At 61.0% G+C, this 18777-nt stretch carries 19 protein-coding genes; 9 read left to right on the top strand and 10 right to left on the bottom strand.

What is annotated here, in order from left to right:
* Positions 1 to 8: 8 nt before the first annotated feature.
* The gene (locus tag JFT58_RS15045) at positions 9 to 692 is read right to left on the bottom strand and encodes a pentapeptide repeat-containing protein (RefSeq protein WP_054896693.1); all 684 of its coding nucleotides are present in this window, start codon (positions 690 to 692) and stop codon (positions 9 to 11) included.
* A gap of 100 nt (positions 693 to 792) precedes the next feature.
* Entirely contained in the window at positions 793 to 2214 is a 1422-nt protein-coding gene (locus tag JFT58_RS15040) for an amino acid permease (protein ID WP_054896692.1), read from the bottom strand.
* 647 nt (positions 2215 to 2861) lie between these two features.
* On the opposite strand from JFT58_RS15040, the gene JFT58_RS15035 reads away from it, so the two are divergent.
* Together JFT58_RS15035 and JFT58_RS15030 are read left to right on the top strand one after the other, a co-directional pair.
* A complete protein-coding gene (locus JFT58_RS15035) occupies positions 2862 to 2999 on the top strand; it encodes a hypothetical protein (protein ID WP_003175756.1) in 138 nt (45 codons plus the stop codon).
* A 73-nt stretch (positions 3000 to 3072) separates the two neighbouring features.
* The gene (locus JFT58_RS15030; protein ID WP_054896691.1) at positions 3073 to 4032 is read left to right on the top strand and encodes a hypothetical protein; all 960 of its coding nucleotides are present in this window, start codon (positions 3073 to 3075) and stop codon (positions 4030 to 4032) included.
* Between the two features lie 330 nt (positions 4033 to 4362).
* Here JFT58_RS15030 and rluB read toward each other — a convergent pair whose 3' ends face one another.
* The 6 genes from rluB to JFT58_RS15000 all read right to left on the bottom strand — a co-directional run bounded on the left by rluB (position 4363) and on the right by JFT58_RS15000 (position 9291).
* Positions 4363 to 5571: a 23S rRNA pseudouridine(2605) synthase RluB gene (gene rluB, locus JFT58_RS15025; protein WP_014719681.1), complete on the bottom strand. Its 1209-nt coding sequence runs from the start codon at positions 5569 to 5571 to the stop codon at positions 4363 to 4365.
* A 143-nt stretch (positions 5572 to 5714) separates the two neighbouring features.
* Positions 5715 to 5906, bottom strand: a complete 192-nt coding sequence (locus JFT58_RS15020) for a DUF1289 domain-containing protein (protein ID WP_034128540.1) — start codon at positions 5904 to 5906, stop codon at positions 5715 to 5717.
* Between the two features lie 126 nt (positions 5907 to 6032).
* The gene (gene scpB / locus JFT58_RS15015) at positions 6033 to 6953 is read right to left on the bottom strand and encodes an SMC-Scp complex subunit ScpB (protein ID WP_003193794.1); all 921 of its coding nucleotides are present in this window, start codon (positions 6951 to 6953) and stop codon (positions 6033 to 6035) included.
* 12 nt (positions 6954 to 6965) lie between these two features.
* Entirely contained in the window at positions 6966 to 7664 is a 699-nt protein-coding gene (locus JFT58_RS15010) for a segregation and condensation protein A (protein ID WP_164365898.1), read from the bottom strand.
* A gap of 120 nt (positions 7665 to 7784) precedes the next feature.
* Positions 7785 to 8414 (bottom strand): L-threonylcarbamoyladenylate synthase, encoded by a 630-nt coding sequence (locus JFT58_RS15005; protein ID WP_003193796.1) that lies wholly within the window; start codon positions 8412 to 8414, stop codon positions 7785 to 7787.
* A 13-nt stretch (positions 8415 to 8427) separates the two neighbouring features.
* Positions 8428 to 9291, bottom strand: a complete 864-nt coding sequence (locus JFT58_RS15000; protein ID WP_054898402.1) for a PHP domain-containing protein — start codon at positions 9289 to 9291, stop codon at positions 8428 to 8430.
* Positions 9292 to 9378: 87 nt separating this feature from the next.
* On the opposite strand from JFT58_RS15000, the gene JFT58_RS14995 reads away from it, so the two are divergent.
* The 6 genes from JFT58_RS14995 (at position 9379) to JFT58_RS14970 (ending at position 14552) form a co-directional block, all read left to right on the top strand.
* Positions 9379 to 9966: a septation protein A gene (locus tag JFT58_RS14995; protein WP_054898401.1), complete on the top strand. Its 588-nt coding sequence runs from the start codon at positions 9379 to 9381 to the stop codon at positions 9964 to 9966.
* Between the two features lies 1 nt (position 9967).
* On the top strand, positions 9968 to 10267 hold the full coding sequence (locus JFT58_RS14990) for a YciI family protein (RefSeq protein WP_034128543.1): 300 nt from the start codon (positions 9968 to 9970) through the stop codon (positions 10265 to 10267).
* 100 nt (positions 10268 to 10367) lie between these two features.
* Entirely contained in the window at positions 10368 to 11045 is a 678-nt protein-coding gene (locus tag JFT58_RS14985) for a response regulator transcription factor (RefSeq protein ID WP_003193803.1), read from the top strand.
* Positions 11046 to 11295: 250 nt separating this feature from the next.
* Positions 11296 to 11754: an LTXXQ domain protein gene (locus tag JFT58_RS14980; protein ID WP_034128544.1), complete on the top strand. Its 459-nt coding sequence runs from the start codon at positions 11296 to 11298 to the stop codon at positions 11752 to 11754.
* A 64-nt stretch (positions 11755 to 11818) separates the two neighbouring features.
* Positions 11819 to 13165 carry a sensor histidine kinase gene (locus JFT58_RS14975; protein ID WP_054898400.1) on the top strand — a complete coding sequence of 449 codons (1347 nt, stop codon included), beginning with the start codon at positions 11819 to 11821 and terminating at the stop codon, positions 13163 to 13165.
* Positions 13166 to 13202: 37 nt separating this feature from the next.
* Complete coding sequence (locus JFT58_RS14970) at positions 13203 to 14552, top strand: CoA transferase (protein WP_034128546.1); 1350 nt, start codon at positions 13203 to 13205, stop codon at positions 14550 to 14552.
* 104 nt (positions 14553 to 14656) lie between these two features.
* Here JFT58_RS14970 and JFT58_RS14965 read toward each other — a convergent pair whose 3' ends face one another.
* Entirely contained in the window at positions 14657 to 15508 is an 852-nt protein-coding gene (locus JFT58_RS14965) for a DNA-3-methyladenine glycosylase family protein (protein ID WP_198834401.1), read from the bottom strand.
* Entirely contained in the window at positions 15505 to 16932 is a 1428-nt protein-coding gene (gene arcD, locus JFT58_RS14960; RefSeq protein ID WP_198834400.1) for an arginine-ornithine antiporter, read from the bottom strand. The genes JFT58_RS14965 and arcD (JFT58_RS14960) overlap by 4 nt, the downstream gene beginning before the upstream one ends.
* Before the next feature lie 395 nt (positions 16933 to 17327).
* On the opposite strand from arcD (JFT58_RS14960), the gene arcD (JFT58_RS14955) reads away from it, so the two are divergent.
* Positions 17328 to 18755 carry an arginine-ornithine antiporter gene (gene arcD / locus JFT58_RS14955; protein ID WP_198834399.1) on the top strand — a complete coding sequence of 476 codons (1428 nt, stop codon included), beginning with the start codon at positions 17328 to 17330 and terminating at the stop codon, positions 18753 to 18755.
* Positions 18756 to 18777: the final 22 nt, after the last annotated feature.

Raw genomic sequence — 18777 nt, 5'->3', positions numbered from 1 at the left:
TCAAAACCTTAGGCAACGGACAAGCCCAACTCGGACAACAATATCGACGCCTGGGCTTTGGAAATCACGGCGCCTTTGAACAGTTTGGCATCATTGAGGCGAAAACCGCTCAAATCTGCACCGCGCAAGTCGGCACCCGCAAAATTAGCGCCGTTGATGCGGGCATGTGCGAGGCTGCAGTCGACCAGTTCAGCCTTGCGAAAGTCCGTATCCGACAAGTCGCTGTCGGAAAAATCCAGATTATTGAGCACACTTCGAGCAAACGACAACCCGGATAAAAAGGCACTGTTGAGCAGGGTTTCGCTGAAGCTCAGCCCCAGTGACGCGCAATGGGTGAAATTGGCGCCCGTCAGCTTGCACTGGGTAAAAGTCGCCTGGGACAGTTTGCTGCGCTGCCAACGAGTGTTGTTCAGATCGCAACTGTGGAATTGCGCCTCGAGCAGGTTGGCCGCTTCGAAAATGGCGAGGCTGGCTCGGCAGTTTTTCCACTGAGTCCCTTCCAGTCGAGAACCGAGAAACGAGGTCTGGACCAGGGTGCAGCGCTCGAACACCCAGTTGTCCAGTGCCATGCGCGACAGGTCGACACCACTTAAATCTACTCCGATCAAGCGCAAAGGGCCGCTGTGCCGGCCGATCAAGTCTTGCAGTTCATCGCGCTGCAAGGCGCTATCGGCGACGTCGGTGTATTGCATCGGGGCCTCCGGGTAGGCGGAAAAAAGAGGGGGCGATTCTAACGTGCCATACCCACAAAAAACCCGGCAGGGCGCCGGGTTTTCTGCAAGGGGAAAAGTCCTACTCCAGAACCGGACCCGTTGCGCCAATAGCTGACCGCGCCGTGCGCTTGTTCTTGATCCAGTAACATACTGCCATGAACGCTACCCACACCGGGATCGCATATACCGACACCTGAATCCCCGGCATCATCAGCATGATCACCAGGATAAACACCACGAACGCCAAGCAGATGTAGTTTCCATACGGATACCACAACGCCTTGAACAGCGGCACCTGGCCGGTGCGGTTCATGTGCTGGCGGAACTTGACGTGGGAGAAACTGATCATCGCCCAGTTGATCACCAACGTGGCCACCACCAGCGACATCAGCAGTTCCAGCGCGTCATGGGGCATCAGGTAGTTCATCAGCACCGCCACCAGGGTGATCGCCGCCGAGGCCAGGATCGAACGCACCGGCACGCCGCGCTTGTCGATCTTCGCCAGGGCCCTGGGCGCGTCGCCCTGCTCGGCCATGCCCAAGAGCATGCGGCTGTTGCAGTAGGTACCGCTGTTGTACACCGACAGCGCGGCGGTCAGCACCACGAAGTTGAGGATATGCGCGGCGGTGTTACTGCCCAGCATCGAGAACACCTGCACGAACGGGCTACCGCTGTAGGCATCGCCGGAGGCGTTGAGGGTCGCCAGCAGGCTGTCCCACGGTGTGAGCGACAGCAGTACTACCAGGGCACCGATGTAGAAAATCAGGATGCGGTAGATCACCTGATTGATCGCTTTGGGGATCACGGTACGTGGCTGGTCGGCTTCGGCAGCGGTAAAGCCGAGCATTTCCAGGCCGCCGAAGGAGAACATGATGATCGCCATGGCCATCACCAAGCCGCCGACGCCATGGGGGAAGAAACCACCATGCTCCCACAGGTTGCTGACCGAGGCCTGCGGGCCGCCGCTGCCGCTGACCAGCAGGTAGCTGCCCAAGGCAATCATGCCGACGATCGCCACCACCTTGATGATGGCGAACCAGAACTCGGCTTCACCGAAGACTTTGACGTTGGCCAGGTTGATCGCGTTGATCAGCACGAAGAAGGCCGCAGCAGAGACCCAGGTCGGAATCTCCGGCCACCAGTAATGCACGTACTTGCCGACGGCCGTCAGCTCCGACATACCCACCAGAATGTACAGAATCCAGCAGTTCCAGCCCGACAGAAAACCGGCGAAACCGCCCCAGTACTTGTGGGCAAAATGGCTGAAGGAGCCGGCGACGGGCTCCTCGACGATCATTTCGCCAAGCTGGCGCATGATCATGAAGGCGATAAAGCCGCAAATGGCATAGCCCAGGATCATCGACGGGCCGGCGGATTTGAGCACCCCGGCCGAGCCCAGGAACAGGCCGGTGCCGATGGCGCCACCGAGGGCGATCAACTGGATATGCCGATTTTTCAGGCCGCGTTTCAGCTCGCCTGAAGAGGAATGGGGTCCACTCATGAAAAGGGTCTCACGCAAGGTTTGAAGAGTTGAATGCAGGTTGCTGCCTTGAATTACCGACTCAAGCAGCGCCGCTCAAACCCCAGCGCAGGCACCAGGAGTACAGCTTCTTTCTAACGGTCATGCGTCACCTGTTTGTTTTTATCTGTGACGAAATCGAACCCGTCCGGCTCGTGGCCAGGCGGAGTGATCAGGGGGATCAAACCCTGAGGTCTTGGCCTTTTGCGTGGGTACGCAAGGGGGGTCACAGTAAAACGCGGCGCATTGTACACCGCTCGACAGCTTCGGCACGCACCGGGAAAGTGCACAGGCAATTCTGTCAGCTAATGCTTACATCGGCGCGCCCCCCAACAACGGCAGGGCAGTTGCGTAAATCTATCGTTACACCGCGGAAATCCTGCGTTACAGCCAGACTTTGGCAGCCCTCAACGGAATTCTGTCGGAAGGCCACGTCTGAAGAATCGCTTCAGCCAATTCACTGTTTTGCCTGAATAAAAAAATCCGCCAAAAAACAGAAGAAAAAATCCAAATGAAACCGTGTCAATAAATTTTTTGCATTTCGAAACACTCTCTTCTAGGTTCTTTCCACTTGCCCGCGAAGCCCGTGGGTGAGCCGTTCTCAATCAACGTCCTCTAGGAGATACACCATGCAAGCACTGGAAAACGACCTGGAAACCGAACTGCAACTCGACGATTGGTTTGAAGCGCCGACCCATGAGGCCGCCGTTGAAATGATGCAAGCCGATGCCGTTGTGCCTTTTGGCACCGCGATGTGGCCTTTCTAATAACCGGCAGGCATCCGGCAGGCGCTGTGCACGGCGCCTGCCCCCTTACCCAAGGCACCGAAGGACACCCGTCATGGACAAGGCCCGCGCCGTCGAACACTTTCTCTACTACCTTGCTCACCACCCGGCCCTCAACGGCCTGAACCGCCCCACCGTGTTGCTGGGCCATACCGAGCGCTATGACGCCATCGCCCAGGCGATCACCCACGGCAGCGCCGCCCGCTTCAACTTCCAACTGCAACGCCTGGACCTGGCGCCCAGCGACACCCTGGCAAAGGCCATTCAAACCTGTGATCTGTACCTGTTTCTCTACGATTCCTCCACGCTGCCCAACCCGCGCGCCGAAGGCCCTGACTTTATCCGCGCCCTGCAAGGCGTGATGGCCGAGCACTGGAAGAAATCCCTGCTGTTCAAGGATTACGGCGACTATTTTTACGACACCTTCAGCGTCGAGCCCCAACGCATCGCCGACCTCAACGCCACACTGATCCGGCGCATGGCCCAGGCCAACGTGCTGAGCTTTACCGACAAACACGGTTCGCGCCTGGAAGCGCCGATGAGCAGCATCAAGAAGTGGACCAATATCAACGGCGTCGGCAACCACGACCTGGCGCCCGGCGAAATCGCCACCCACAGCGAAGCCATCAACGGCCAGGTGCGGTTTGTCGGCACCTTCCTCAGTACCATCCCCTTTGCACGCAAATACGGCGTGCTGCAATCCCCGTTGGAGTTATGGATCGAGAACTCCACCGTTTGCAGCGTGGCCAGCGAAGTGCCGGGGCTGGCAGATGACTTCAACAAGTACCTGAATGCCAACCCGTCCAACCGTCGCGTGGAGGAGTTGGGGATTGGCACCAATGAAGGGGTCAAGGACCTGTATGCGCGCAATGCCGGGTTTGAAGAGCGTCACTGCGGGCTGCACCTGGGCTTGGGTGGCGGGCAGAAGGGCAGCCATCACCTGGACCTGATCTTTGCCAGTGGGGTGTTGGCGCTGGATGACAAGCCGGTGTTTGATGGCGCCTTTGCCTTTTAAAAGGCCGTCAGACGTGTAGAGATCCCTGTGGGAGCCGGGCTTGCCCTAATGCCAGTCAGTTAAGAGCTAGAGCAGACAACCAGTGACTTGTGGCGAGGGAGCTTGCTCCCGCTGGACTGCGTAGCAGTCCCATTTTTGGGGCCGCTTCGCGCCCCAGCGGGAGCAAGCTCCCTCGCCACAGTTGCCGATTCTGTCTTAACTGACTGGCATTAGGGCTTGCCCACCGCTATCACAGGCAAGCCAGCTGCCACAGTTGATTGCATTTCGAATGTAGATCGCAAAAAAAAACGCCAACCCTAGGGTTGGCGTTTTCGCGCAGCACTTAGCGCATCACTGCGGCTTCTTGCGGCCAAAACCAGGACGCTGGCCGGAACCGGCCGGGGCGCCACGGCGCTTGCCCGAAGGCTCGTCCGCGACCAGTTTCGGGCCAGGGCGCTTGTTCGCCGCTGGCTTGGCTGGACGCTTGGTGCTGGCGTTGTCGGCCGGGCGATCCGCTTCACCACGGTTGCTGCGACCACCCGCCGGAGCAGGACGCGGCGTACGTGGCGCACGCTCGCCTTCCTGACGCGATGGCGTGGTGGGGCGGCGTTCGCCTTCAATGTGCGGCTGACGCGAGATACGACCGCCGGTGGCCGGTGCATCCAGCGCAGGGCGCAGGGTGCGAGCAACACGTTCGGTACGTGGCACTGGGCGCGACGATTTACGCTGCATACGCTCAAGCTTGTCTTTGCTCTTGGCGTTCATCTGCGGCATGGCAACCGGCGTCAGGCCCACTTCGGCGCTGAGGATATCGACTTCGTACTGGCTCATTTCGCGCCAGCGGCCCATCGGCAGGTCGGAGTTCAGGAACACCGGACCAAAACGCACGCGCTTGAGGCGGCTGACCACCAGGCCCTGGGACTCCCACAGGCGACGCACTTCACGGTTACGGCCTTCCATCACCACGCAGTGGTACCAGTGGTTGAAACCTTCGCCACCCGGCGCCTGCTTGATGTCGGTGAACTTGGCCGGGCCGTCTTCGAGCACCACGCCCGCCTTGAGGCGTTCGATCATCTCGTCATCGACTTCACCACGTACACGCACGGCGTATTCACGGTCCATCTCGTAGGACGGGTGCATCAGGCGGTTGGCCAACTCACCGTCAGTGGTGAACATCAGCAAGCCGGTGGTGTTGATGTCCAGGCGACCGATGTTGATCCAGCGGCCTTCTTTAGGCTTGGGCATCTTGTCGAACACGGTCGGACGGCCTTCCGGGTCGTCACGGGTGCAGATCTCGCCGTCGGGCTTGTTGTACATGATCACGCGGCGCACCGATTCGGCGGCCTCTTCACGCTTGATGACCTTGCCATCAATGGTGATTGCATCGTGCAGGTCGACGCGCTGGCCGAGGGTTGCCTCGACGCCGTTGACCTTGATGCGCTTCTGGGTGATCCAGGCTTCGACGTCGCGGCGCGAGCCCACGCCGATACGCGCCAGCACTTTTTGCAGCTTTTCGCCTGCTGGGCCGATTTCCTGGTCTTTCTGGTCTTGGTCATTCATCGTAAGCACCTCCCGGTGGGTCGATTCAGGCGTGGCCTGAGGGTATTGAAAGCGGGGCCTTGGCCAAATAGCTCGGCAAGGGGTCGCGAATCATACGCGCATGGCGCGTGTTGCGCATCACAGACTAGTCGATAACGCCCAGCTCATTTGCTTTTCCGCCGACCGGTGGCCCCCAGGGCCAGCAATCGCAGCTCGGCTTCGGCCAGCACCGTGCGCTTGTCGGCTTTATCGAGCTTCTTCCAGGCACGGATTTCACGCTTGCTGCGGCCACAGCCGACGCAGATGTCATCGTTGAATTTGCAGATGCTGATGCACGGGTCTTTCATGGCACTCATGGTCGATCCTCTGTGGGAGCTGGCTTGCCTGCGATGGCATCACCTCCTTGCATCTGAGAGACCGAGGCGCCTGCATCGCAGGCAAGCCAGCTCCCACATGGGTTGCGCAGTGAACGTCAGAGCCGGTCAGTCTTCGAGCTGTCGGCGTTCGTTTTCGATGGCTTCGGCCAGCGCCCGGGCTTCGTCTTCTTCGTCACTCAGGGGCGGCTGTTCGAGGGCGGCGACGGCGGCCAGGAGCTTTTCCCGGGCTTGGGCCACGCCAAGCACATCGTCTTCGGCTTCGACCTCAGGCTCGGATTCAACGTTCACCTGGGTTTCTGGCTCCGCCGCACCATCACGCAGCAAATCGTCGAAGTCTGTCTTGATCCCCTGCTCCATGTCGTCCAGCTCCAGCAACAACGTATGGAAACTGGTTTCGTCCTTGGGCTCCTCCGGCTCGGCGCTGGCGTCGGCCAGTTCCTGCAGGCTTTGCGGCACCGGCGCGTCGTCGAAGTCGAGCACCGGCTCGGCCTCCATTTCGCGCAGCTCGGCCAGGGGTGGCAGGTCGTCGAGGTTTTTCAGGTTGAAATGATCGAGGAACACCTTGGTGGTGGCGAACATGGCTGGTTTGCCCGGCACATCGCGGTAGCCAACAATGCGGATCCACTCACGTTCCAGCAGGGTCTTGACGATATGGCTGTTGACCGCCACACCACGCACATCTTCGATCTCGCCTCGGGTGATGGGCTGGCGATAGGCGATCAGCGCCATGGTCTCCAGCATCGCCCGGGAGTAGCGCTGCGGGCGTTCTTCCCACAAACGCCCGACCCACGGTGAAAACTTCTCACGGATCTGCAGGCGGTAACCCGACGCCACTTCACGCAGTTCAAAGGCACGGCCCTCGCAGGATTTGCGCAGGATCTCCAAGGCCTTCTTGAAGACCGGCGGCTCCGGGCGTTCGGCCTCTTCAAAGAGTTCGAACAGGCGCTCCAGAGATTGCGGTTTGCCCGAGGCCAGGAGAAAGGCCTCCAGCAAAGGGGCCAGTTCGCGGGGTTCAGTCAGATTCATCGATTCAGCTCGTTATTCGGCTCGCGCCCGCACGTGGATAGCCGCAAAAGGCTCATTCTGCACCAGCTCGACCAAGGACTCCTTCACCAGCTCAAGGATCGCCATAAAGGTCACCACCACGCCCAGTCGGCCCTCTTCGGCAGTAAACAACTCGACAAAGGGCACAAACCCACCGCCTTTGAGACGTTCCAGCACATCGCTCATGCGCTCGCGGGTGGACAGCGCTTCACGGCTGACCTGGTGGCTCTCGAACATATCGCCGCGGCGCAGTACTTCGGCCATGGACATCAGCAATTCTTCCAGACTCACGTCCGGCAGCAACTTGCGCGCGCGCGCCTCGGGAGCGTCGAGCTTGGGCACCACCACATCACGGCCCACACGGCTCAGGCCGTCGATGCCTTCGGCGGCGGCCTTGAAGCGTTCGTACTCTTGCAGGCGGCGGATCAGCTCGGCGCGCGGGTCATCCTCTTCGGCTTCCACCGTCTCCGAGCGCGGCAACAGCATGCGCGACTTGATCTCGGCGAGCATGGCGGCCATCACCAGGTACTCGGCGGCCAGTTCCAGGCGCACCGACTGCATCAGCTCGACATAGCCCATGTACTGGCGGGTGATTTCTGCCACCGGAATGTCGAGGATGTTGATGTTCTGCTTGCGGATCAGGTACAGCAGCAAGTCCAGCGGGCCTTCGAAGGCTTCAAGGAACACCTCCAAGGCATCCGGCGGGATGTACAGGTCCAGGGGCATTTCCATAACCGCCTGGCCATACACCATGGCAAACGGCAGTTCCTGCTGGGCGCCAGCCTGGGGATCAGCGGCTTCCACGGCTGACATTCAGGCCTCGACCATGAACGGAGCCGGGTCGCCACAACCCACACGCACCACTTCTGGCTCGCCATCGGCCAGGTTGATCACCGTGGAGGCCTTGTTGCCACCGTAGCCGCCGTCGATGATCAGGTCGACGTGCTTTTCCAGCAAACGGCGCATTTCGTAAGGGTCGTACAACGGCTCGGTTTCGCCGGGCAGGATCAACGACACGCTCATCAGCGGTTCGCCCAATTCGGCCAGCAGCGCCAGGGCAATCGGGTGTTCCGGCACGCGCAGGCCAATGGTGCGCTTCTTCGGGTGCAGCAACAGGCGCGGCACTTCGCGGGTGGCGTTGAGGATGAAGGTGTAGGGCCCCGGCGTGTGGGCCTTGAGCAGGCGGAAGGTGCCGGTGTCGACCTTGGCGAACAGCCCGAGCTGGGACAAGTCGCTGCAGATCAGCGCAAAGTTGTGCTTGTCGTCCAGCTGGCGCAGGCGTCTTACTCGCTCCACCGCGCCCTTGTCGCCGATCTGGCAGCCAATGGCGTAGGACGAATCAGTCGGATAGATCACCACGCCGCCGGCACGGATGATCTCCACGGCCTGTTTGATCAGGCGCGCCTGAGGGTTTTCCGGATGAATCTGGAAGAATTGGCTCACGTGCTCTACCTGTTCAGACGGTGGCAATAATGGGGTCATGCTTGAATCGCCCCCACAACAGCGGCAGATCTTCCGGGACCTGGCGATATTCGCCAATCTCGGACCAGCCGCCTGGGCCATGAAAGTCACTGCCGGCACTGACCAGCAGACCAAATTCGCGGGCGAGGATCGCCAGGCTGCCGACCTGTTCGGCGGGTTGATGCCCATTGACCACCTCGATGGCGTGGCCACCCGCTCCAATATAGTCGCTGATCAGCTTGCGGCGCTTGCTGCGGGTGAAATCGTAATGCCAGGGATGCGCCAGGCTCACCCAGGCCCCGGAGGCCCGCAGGGTCTGGACGGTGTCTTCCAGGGTTGGCCAGTGCAGCTTCACATCGCCCAACTTGCCGGCGCCCAGCCATTTGCGAAAGGCCTCGGCGCGATCCTTCACATAGCCTTCACGCACCATCCAGTCGGCAAAGTGCGGACGGGCCGGTGCGTTGCCGCTGTCGCCCAGTTCCTGCTGGATAGCACGGGCGCCATCGAGGGCACCAGGCATGCCTTTAAGGCTGAGCTTGCGGCTTATTTCTTCGGACCGCAGCCAGCGGCCATCGTGCAATTGGGCAATCGCCGCCACCAAGGGCGGGGCCTTTTGATCAAAACCGTAGCCCAGCACGTGGATGGTGGCGCCGCCCCAGGTGCAGGACAATTCCACGCCGTTAACCAGCTGCATACCCAGGGAGTGCGCGGCCTGGCGGGCTTCGTCGAGGCCTTCAAGGGTGTCATGGTCGGTCAATGCCAAAACTCGCACGCCTCTTTCGAACGCACGCGCAACCAGTACAGCGGGCGCCAGGGCGCCGTCGGAGGCCGTGCTGTGGCAGTGCAAATCAACATTCACGGGGGTGTGTAACCTCAAGTCAGCTGGCGCTATCGCAACCAAGGATGTTTGTTATTATGCCGACACATCCAGCTTCTGGCTCTTACTGTGAAACAATTCATCGACTTCATCCCGCTGTTGCTGTTTTTCATCGTTACCAAACTCGACCCCAGGGTCATCGAAATCGCCGGCCACGAGCTGTCGTTCGGGGGCATCTACAGTGCCACTGCCGTACTGATCATCAGCTCTATCGTAGTGTACGGCGCCATCTTCATCTCGCAGCGCAAGCTGGAAAAAAGCCAATGGCTCACCCTCGTCGCCTGCCTGGTGTTCGGCGGCCTGACCCTGGCCTTCCACAGCGAAACCTTCCTTAAATGGAAAGCCCCGGTGGTCAACTGGCTGTTCGCCCTGGTGTTTATCGGCAGCCACTTCATCGGTGACCGCCTGCTGATCAAGCGGATCATGGGCCATGCGCTGACCTTGCCGGAGCCGGTGTGGGGGCGCCTGAACGTGGCCTGGATCGTGTTCTTCCTGTTCTGCGGCGCCGCCAACCTGTTCGTGGCCTTCACCTTCCAGGACTACTGGGTCGACTTCAAAGTGTTTGGCAGCCTGGGCATGACCGTATTGTTTTTGATCGGCCAGGGCATCTACCTGTCACGCCACCTGCATGACACCACACCGAAAACCGAGGACTGACATGCTCTACGCCATCATTGCCACCGACGTTGCCAACTCCCTGGAAAAACGCCTGAGCGTACGCCCGGCCCACGTCGAGCGCCTCAAACAGCTGCAAGCCGAAGGCCGCATGGTACTGGCCGGCCCGCACCCGGCCGTCGACAGCAACGACCCAGGCGACGCGGGTTTCAGCGGAAGCCTGATCGTCGCCGAGTTCGCCTCCCTGGCCGACGCCCAGGCCTGGGCCAAGGCTGACCCTTATGTCGCAGCAGGCGTCTACGCCGATGTAGTGGTCAAGCCGTTCAAGCAAGTCTTGCCTTGAGCCTGGCTGCGTCGAACCTAATCGTTTCGGCGCACTCCTAATGGCTCACGGCGTCACCGGTGGGGCCTTCGCCGCCGACAATGGCTAAATTGAGTGAGTCATGAGCGAGCTGTTACTGATAGATGATGACCAGGAGCTCTGTGAGCTGCTGACCAGTTGGTTGAGCCAGGAAGGTTTCCAGGTACGCGCCTGCCATGACGGCTTGAGTGCCCGAAAAGCCCTGGCCGACAGTGCGCCGGCGGCCGTCGTACTGGATGTTATGCTGCCCGACGGCAGCGGCCTGGAGCTGCTCAAGCAATTGCGCAACGACCACCCGGAGCTGCCGGTGCTGATGCTCTCGGCCCGGGGCGAACCCCTGGACCGCATCCTCGGCCTGGAACTGGGCGCCGACGATTACCTGGCCAAGCCTTGCGACCCACGCGAACTGACGGCGCGCCTGCGCGCCGTATTACGCCGCAGCCACCCGGCCGCGGTATCGACCCAGCTGGAACTGGGGGACCTGTGCTTCAGCCCGGTGCGCGGCGTGGTCAGCATCGATGAACAGGAGTTCGCCCTCACCGTCTCCGAAAGCCGCCTGCTCGAAGCATTGCTGCGTCAGCCCGGCGAGCCCCTGGATAAACAGGAACTGGCGCAGATCGCCCTGGGCCGCAAGCTGACCCTGTATGACCGCAGCCTGGATATGCACGTCAGCAACCTGCGTAAAAAGATCGGCCCACACCCCGATGGCCGGCCACGGATCGTGGCGCTGCGTAGTCGTGGTTACTACTACAGCCTCTAAACATCACGCTCAACCCTGGGGGAGCTGGCTTGCCTGCGATAGTGGTGGGCCAGTTAGCATGAGGGTGACTGACACACCGCTATCGCAGGCAAGCCAGCTCCCACCCGCGTTCTCATCAGCCTCGAGGGTTTTGTCAGTTCCTATCAAACCCGTCTTTACCGAAGCTTTACCCTCCCCTGACCGCCGCTGACCTTGCGCTGCGTAACCTACTCACATCCGGACTCACCGGAATAGAGACAGGAGAATCACCATGCGCAAGACCCTTATCGCTTTGATGTTCGCCACTGCCCTGCCCACCGTTGCCATGGCAATGCCGGAAGGCCCAGGCCCGATGGGTGGTCCTGAAAGCCACATGATGGGCGGCCCAGGCCACGGTGAACACGGTCCGCGTGGCAAAGGCGGCCCGTTCAGCCAGCTGGACTTGAGCAAGGAACAGCGCGAGCAGATCCGCAAGCTGATGGGTGACCAATGGCACGCCCGCAAAGACCTGGTCAAAAAGTACCTGGACAAACTGCCAGCCGCTGACCAGAAGGCGATGCAGGACGAAATCGCCGCCGGCAAGCAGAAAACCCAGACCGATATCCGTGCCGTGCTCAAGCCCGACCAGCAGAAGAAGTACGACGAAATCGTCAAGAAACAAGCCGAACGCCGCGCCGAATGGAAAGAGTTCCAGGCCTGGAAAGCCCAGCAAGCGCAAAAAGCGCAATAATGACCTAGCTTCACCCCAGCCCAGTGGTTCGCGCCGCTGGGCTTTTCCTGTTTGAGGGTTTCCTGTGCGTTCATTGTTCTGGCGTATCCTGGCGAGTTTCTGGCTGGCCATCGCCCTGGTTGCCGGTTTGTCGATCCTGCTTGGGCACATGCTCAACCAGGATGCCTGGATTCTCAGCCGCCACCCTGGCCTCAACAACCTGGCCCAAGAGTGGACGCAGCTCTACGAAACCCAGGGCGAAGACGCCGCCCAGGAGTTGCTGCAGCAGCGCAAACGCCAGTACCACATCGACGTGCAAGTGCTTAACGAAAGCGGCGACCCGGTGGTGCGCGGCACCTTCCCGCGCCGCGCCGCCGCGTTCGAAGCCCGCCAGAACGACAGCCAGGACGGCCACCTGCCGTGGCGACGCCTGACCGCCGAGTACACCAGCGCCAAAACCGGCGACACCTACCTATTGATCTACCGTATTCCTCACCCGGAGCTGGACGCCTGGCACCGCAGCAGCCTGCTGTGGCCGCTCAGTGCATTGGCGATTACCCTGGTGGTGCTGACCCTGTTCAGCCTGCTGGTGACCTTGTCCATCACCCGCCCACTCAGCCGTTTGCGCGGCGCGGTGCATGATCTGGGGCAAACCACTTATCAACAGAACAGCCTGGCGCAACTGGCCAATCGGCGCGACGAGTTCGGCGTGCTGGCCAACGACTTCAACCGCATGGGCGCACGCCTGCAAAGCCTGATCGGCAGCCAGCGCCAGTTGCTGCGCGACGTGTCCCACGAACTGCGCTCGCCGTTGGCGCGCTTGCGTATCGCCCTGGCCCTGGCCGAACGCGCCAGCCCCGAAGAACGGGAAAAACTCTGGCCGCGCCTGACCCGCGAATGCGATCGACTGGAGGCCTTGATCAGCGAGATCCTGGTATTGGCGCGGGTCGACGCCGACAACGCCAGCGCCGAAGACATCGACCTCACCCCGTTGCTTAAAACGCTGCAAAAGGACGCCCAACTCAGTGCCCCCGAGCAAGTGGTGCAACTGACGACTGCCAATGACTTGCAGCTTAAAGGCTGGCCGACCATGATCGAACGCGCCGTGGACAACCTGCTGCGCAATGCCCAGCGCTTCAACCCGGTGGGCGAACCGATTGAATTGCAGGCCCAGCATCAAGGCGGGCGCATTCTGATCAGCGTACGCGACCACGGCCCCGGCGTTGAAGCCGAGCACCTGAGCCAATTGGGCGAGCCGTTCTACCGGGCGCCAGGCCAGACCGCCCAAGGCCATGGCCTGGGCCTGGCCATCGCCCGTCGCGCCGCCGAGCGCCATGGCGGTAACCTGATCCTGGCCAATCATCCCGATGGCGGCTTTATCGCCAGCATCGAACTGCCCTTGATCCCTGGGGTTGCCACACCGGTGGGATGATCTTCTATAGTGGCCCTTCTCTTACGGAGGGCCTTTGATGACAGACCTGCTGACTCCCATCCAAGCCGCACTCGCTTTACCGCACGCCCCACTGCCCCAGACCCAGGCCGGCGCCTTGCCCTCGACCTTCGCCGTGACAGACCTGGCGGCCGCCAGCATCGGCGCCGCGGGCCAGGCCGTCGCCCAGTTGATTGAGCAACAAACCGGGCGCCTGCCCAGCGTCAGCGTGGATCGGCGCCTGGCCTCGTTGTGGTTCTCCTCGTCGATTCGCCCCGTGGGGTGGCAAGTGCCGCCTTTGTGGGACCCGGTAGCGGGTGATTACGCCAGCGTGGATGGCTGGATCCGTCTGCACACCAACGCGCCCCATCACCGCGCAGCGGCCGAGCGGGTATTGGGGCCTGCCGCTGATCGCGCAGCCATGGCGAGTAGAGTCGCGACCTGGAAAGCCGCCGAACTGGAACAGGCGGTTGTCGATGCGGGCGGTTGTGCGGCGCAGATGCGTAGCTGGCAAGCTTGGCAGCAGCATCCCCAAGGCTTGGCGGTAAACGCCGAAGCGTTGATCCAGCGTCAGGTCTTCGAACCCGGCACCGACAAACCCTGGCTCGGTTCCGCAGCGCGCCCACTGGCCGGCATCAAGGTGCTGGATTTGACCCGGGTGCTGGCCGGCCCGGTGGCCAGTCGTTTCCTCGCCGGCTTGGGTGCCAGCGTACTGCGCATCGACTCGCCCACCTGGAACGAACCTGGCGTCGTCCCGGAAATGACCCTGGGTAAACGCTGCGCCCGCCTGGATCTAACGAGCCACGACGACCGGCAAGTGTTCGAAGCGTTGCTCAAGGACGCCGACATCCTGTTCCACGGTTACCGCGCCGATGCCCTGGAGCAACTCGGTTATACCCTTGGCGAACGTCAGCACATCGCCCCCGGACTGATCGACGTCAGCCTCAACGCCTACGGCTGGAGCGGCCCATGGCGTAATCGTCGTGGCTTTGACAGCCTGGTGCAGATGAGCAGCGGGATTGCCGAGGCCGGCATGGCCTGGAAACAGACGGATAAACCGCTGCCGCTGCCGGTGCAGGCGCTGGATCACGCCACCGGCTATTTGATGGCCGCCAGTGCGATCCGGGCGTTGGCCGAGCGCCTGGACTCCGGACGCGGCGGTTCGGCGCGCTTGTCGTTGGCGCGTACGGCGAAGTTGCTGGTGGAGGCCGGGCAAGTGCCACAGCAAGCGGCATTGCGCGAAGAAGACATCAATGACCAAGGCCTGGTGGTGGAGCAGACAGCCTGGGGCCAGGCCCACCGGCTACTGGCGCCGCTGAGCATCAGTGGCACGCCGTTGCAGTGGGATTTGCCGGCGGTGGAACTGGGCTCGCACCGGCCGCAATGGTGACTAATACCCTGTAGGAGCGAGCTTGCTCGCGAAGGTCGCCAACGATAACGCGGGAAACCTGATACACAGCGGCGTTCTCAGGTTTTTCGCGAGCAAGCTCGCTCCTACAGGGTTGTCCACAAATGCTGCGCCGCATACGCCCTCAACGGCCGCCACGCGTCGGCCCGCGCCAATAACTGCCGCGCCGACACCGGTCCACCTTCCAAGGCTGCCAAAGCATTGATCAGCCAGATATCCCCCGACGCAAACGCATCCGCCTCGCGCAACTGGCGCATGGCGATGTACTGCGCGGTCCACTCTCCAATCCCCGGCAATGCCACTAGCCTTGCAACGCCGTCCTGGAGGCTGGCCTTCGGTTCGAAAAGCTGTGGATCATCCAATAGCGCCTGGGCCACACCAGACAACGTACGGCCCCGCGCCTTGGGCATGCCCAGGGTCGCCAGGTCCGCCGCCGCCAGCACTTCAGGTGTTGGAAACAGGTGGGTAATATCGGCGTGCGGGGTTTGCAGGGTCTGGCCATACTGCGCCACCAGCTTGCCCGCCAGGCGAATCGCCGCCACCACGGTGATCTGCTGGCCCAGCACTGCACGAATCGCCAGTTCCAACCCATCCCAGGTGCCAGGCAACCGCAGGCCAGGGCGGGCCGCAACCAGTTGCGCCATCAGGGGGTCTTGCGACAATTGCGCGTTGATCACCTCAGGCACCGCGTCCAGATCAAACATCCTGCGCAAGCGCCGCTCGATCTCAGGCATCGCGGCAGGCTCGGGAAAGTCGACCGTCACCTCCAGCCAATCCCCCGCGCCCGGTTCGACGCTGACCCAGCCATGTCGCCCTGCCATACTGATACTGCGCCGATACACGCCGGCGACCACGGTTTCCAACCCGGTAATCGCCCGCGCCGATAGGAACCCCAGCATCGCCGCCCAGTCGTAGGGCGGTTGATACGCCAGTCTCACAGTGACAATACCCCGCTATACAGCCCATACGCGGCTAACCCGGCGCCCGCGATCACGCCGCTGAAAATGCCTTTTTCCACGGTGGTAAACAAGGGTTGGCCCTGCTCGCGCTTGGCCAGGGCAAACAGGATCACACCCGGTGCGTACAGCAACGCCGACAGCAGCAAGTACTTCAAGCCCCCCGCATACAGCAGCCAGATCGCATAACCGAGGGCAACCAGCCCCACCAGCAGATCTTTCATGCGCCGACGCTGCCAGCCTGCATAGGTTTCGCCGCGCGCGCTCAACAGCACCGCATAGGCCGCCGACCACAAGTAAGGCACCAGGATCATCGAGGACGCCAGGTAGATCAGAGTGGTGTAGGTGCTGGCTGAAAACAGCGTGATCACCAGGAATGCCTGGATCATCACGTTGGTCAGCCACAGTGCGTTGACCGGCACCTGATTGGCATTTTCCTTCTTCAGGAACGCCGGCATGGTCTTGTCCTGGGCGGTGGCATAGAGGATTTCCGCGCACAGCAGCGCCCAGGAGAGCAACGCGCCGAGCAGCGAAACCGCCAGGCCGATACTGATCAATACCGCGCCCCAAGGCCCGACGATATGCTCCAACACACCGGCCAGGGACGGGTTCTGCAATTGCGCCAGCTCCGGTTGGCTCATGATGCCCAGGGACAGCACATTTACCAGCACCAACAGGGCCAGCACGCCCACAAAACCAATCACCGTGGCGCGCCCCACGTCCGAACGTTTCTGCGCCCGCGCCGAGTACACACTGGCGCCTTCGATCCCGATAAATACGAACACCGTGACCAACATCATATGGCGCACCTGCTCGACCACGCTGCCCATCTGCGGATTGCCCAGGCCCCAGATATCGCGAGTGAAAATATCCGCCTTGAATGCAACGCCGGCGATCACGATAAACATCAGCAACGGCACGATCTTCGCCACCGTCGTCACCTGGTTGATGAACGCCGCCTCTTTGATTCCGCGCATCACCAGAAAATGCACCGCCCACAGCAACAGCGACGCGCAGCCGATGGCGAGCGGTGTATTGCCCTGGCCGAACGCCGGAAAAAAGTAGCCGAGGGTGCTGAACAGCAAGACGAAATAACCGACGTTGCCCATCCACGCACTGATCCAGTAACCCCAAGCGGATGAAAAGCCCATGTAATCGCCAAAACCCGCCTTGGCGTAGGCATATACCCCGGAGTCCAGTTCGGGCTTACGGTTCGCCAACGTCTGGAACACAAAGGCCAGGGTCAGCATGCCGATGGCGGTGATCGCCCAGCCGATCAAGATGGCGCCCACTTCGGCACGGGCGGCCATGTTCTGCGGCAATGAAAAGATGCCGCCGCCAATCATCGAGCCCACCACCAGGGCAATCAGGGCACTGAGCCGGAGTTTCAGGGCGGGTTGGGTCATGCAGTTTCCTCGAAATAAACGGTTGGCCGACAACTGCGCACGCAAGTAATTCAAATTAATGACGTTGTCATAACATAAGGATATGTAAAGGTACGAAGTTTAGGCTTATTTAGAATTTAAATACGTCAATTATGAAGTACTCGTCAAACAACGCACAAAAAATTTGCACATCCGCAAATAAGAACTAGCGTCAACACCCATGCCCCAACCAATTGATTAACCATAAAGCAGAGAGCGCTCTACCCAGGGTCTTTGCGGGATTTTCTTGCCCGCAAAACCTCACCCTAAGTCGTTAATTCACAATGGAATGTGCCAATGAAGTGATCTGAGTCAGCTGTTTGATTAGCGCACGGAATTATTCTGTGGTCTCTCTTCTCCTGCATTGGAGTCATGCAATGTCTGAAACTCCCGGAAAACTTCGATTAGGCGCCCTGGTCGCACTTGTCGTCGGCTCGATGATTGGCGGCGGCATCTTTTCACTGCCACAAAACATGGCCGCCAGCGCCGATGTCGGTGCAGTGTTGATCGGCTGGGTAATTACCGCCATCGGCATGCTGACCCTCGCCTTCGTGTTCCAGACCCTCGCCAACCGCAAGCCTGACCTCGACGGCGGGGTATACGCCTACGCCAAGGCCGGTTTCGGCGACTACATGGGTTTTTCATCTGCCTGGGGTTACTGGATCAGCGCCTGGCTGGGCAACGTCGGCTACTTCGTGTTGCTGTTCAGCACCTTGGGCTATTTCTTCCCGGTCTTTGGCGAGGGCAATACCCCGACGGCGGTGATCGCTGCGTCAGTGCTGTTGTGGGCCGTGCATTTCCTGGTGCTGCGCGGCATCAAGGAAGCCGCGTTCATTAACCTGGTAACCACCGTCGCCAAGGTGGTGCCGCTGCTGCTGTTCGTGCTCATCGCGCTGTTCGCGTTCAAGCTGGACATCTTCACCGCCGACATCTGGGGCGTGAAAAACCCGGACCTGGGCAGTGTGATGAACCAGGTGCGCAACATGATGCTGGTCACCGTGTGGGTGTTTATCGGCATCGAAGGCGCGAGCATCTTCTCGTCCCGTGCCGAGAAACGCAGTGACGTGGGCAAGGCCACCGTGATCGGCTTTATCACTGTGCTGCTGTTCCTGATGCTGGTGAACGTGCTGTCCCTGGGGATCATGACCCAGCCGGAACTGGCCAAGCTGCAGAACCCGTCGATGGCCGCCGTGCTGGAGCATGTGGTGGGCCACTGGGGCGCGGTGCTGATCAGCGTCGGCTTGATCATCTCGTTGCTCGGCGCGTTGCTGTCCTGGGTGCTGCTGTGTGCGGAGATCATGTTCGCCGCCGCCAAGGACCACACCATGCCGGAGTTCCTGCGCAAGGAGAACGCCAACCACGTGCCGGTCAACGCCCTGTGGCTGACCAACGCAATGGTGCAGATATTCCTGGTGATCACGCTGTTTTTCGCCAGCACTTACCTGTCACTGATCTACCTCGCCACCTCGATGATCCTGGTGCCTTACCTGTGGTCGGCGGCCTATGCCCTGCTGCTGGCGGTGCGTGGCGAAACCTACGAGAACGCCCTCAAAGAGCGCAGGAAAGACCTGTTCATCGGCGCCGTCGCCCTGATCTACGCGATCTGGCTGCTGTATGCCGGCGGCACCAAATACCTGCTGCTCTCCGCCCTGCTCTACGCCCCTGGCGCGATCCTGTTCGCCAAGGCCAAGCGTGAACTGGGCAAACCGATTTTCACCCCCGTCGAGAAGCTGATTTTCGCCGCAGTGGTCATTGGCGCCCTGGTGGCGGCCTATGGGCTCTACGACGGCTTCCTGACCCTGTAATTGTTGTTCACTGGAGGATCTG

This window comes from Pseudomonas sp. MF6767 (genome assembly GCF_016405475.1).
Classification (GTDB): Bacteria; Pseudomonadota; Gammaproteobacteria; order Pseudomonadales; family Pseudomonadaceae; genus Aquipseudomonas; species Aquipseudomonas paracarnis.
The sequence above is the reverse complement of the archived record's forward strand: the minus strand, read 5'-3'. Positions and strand labels throughout refer to the sequence as shown.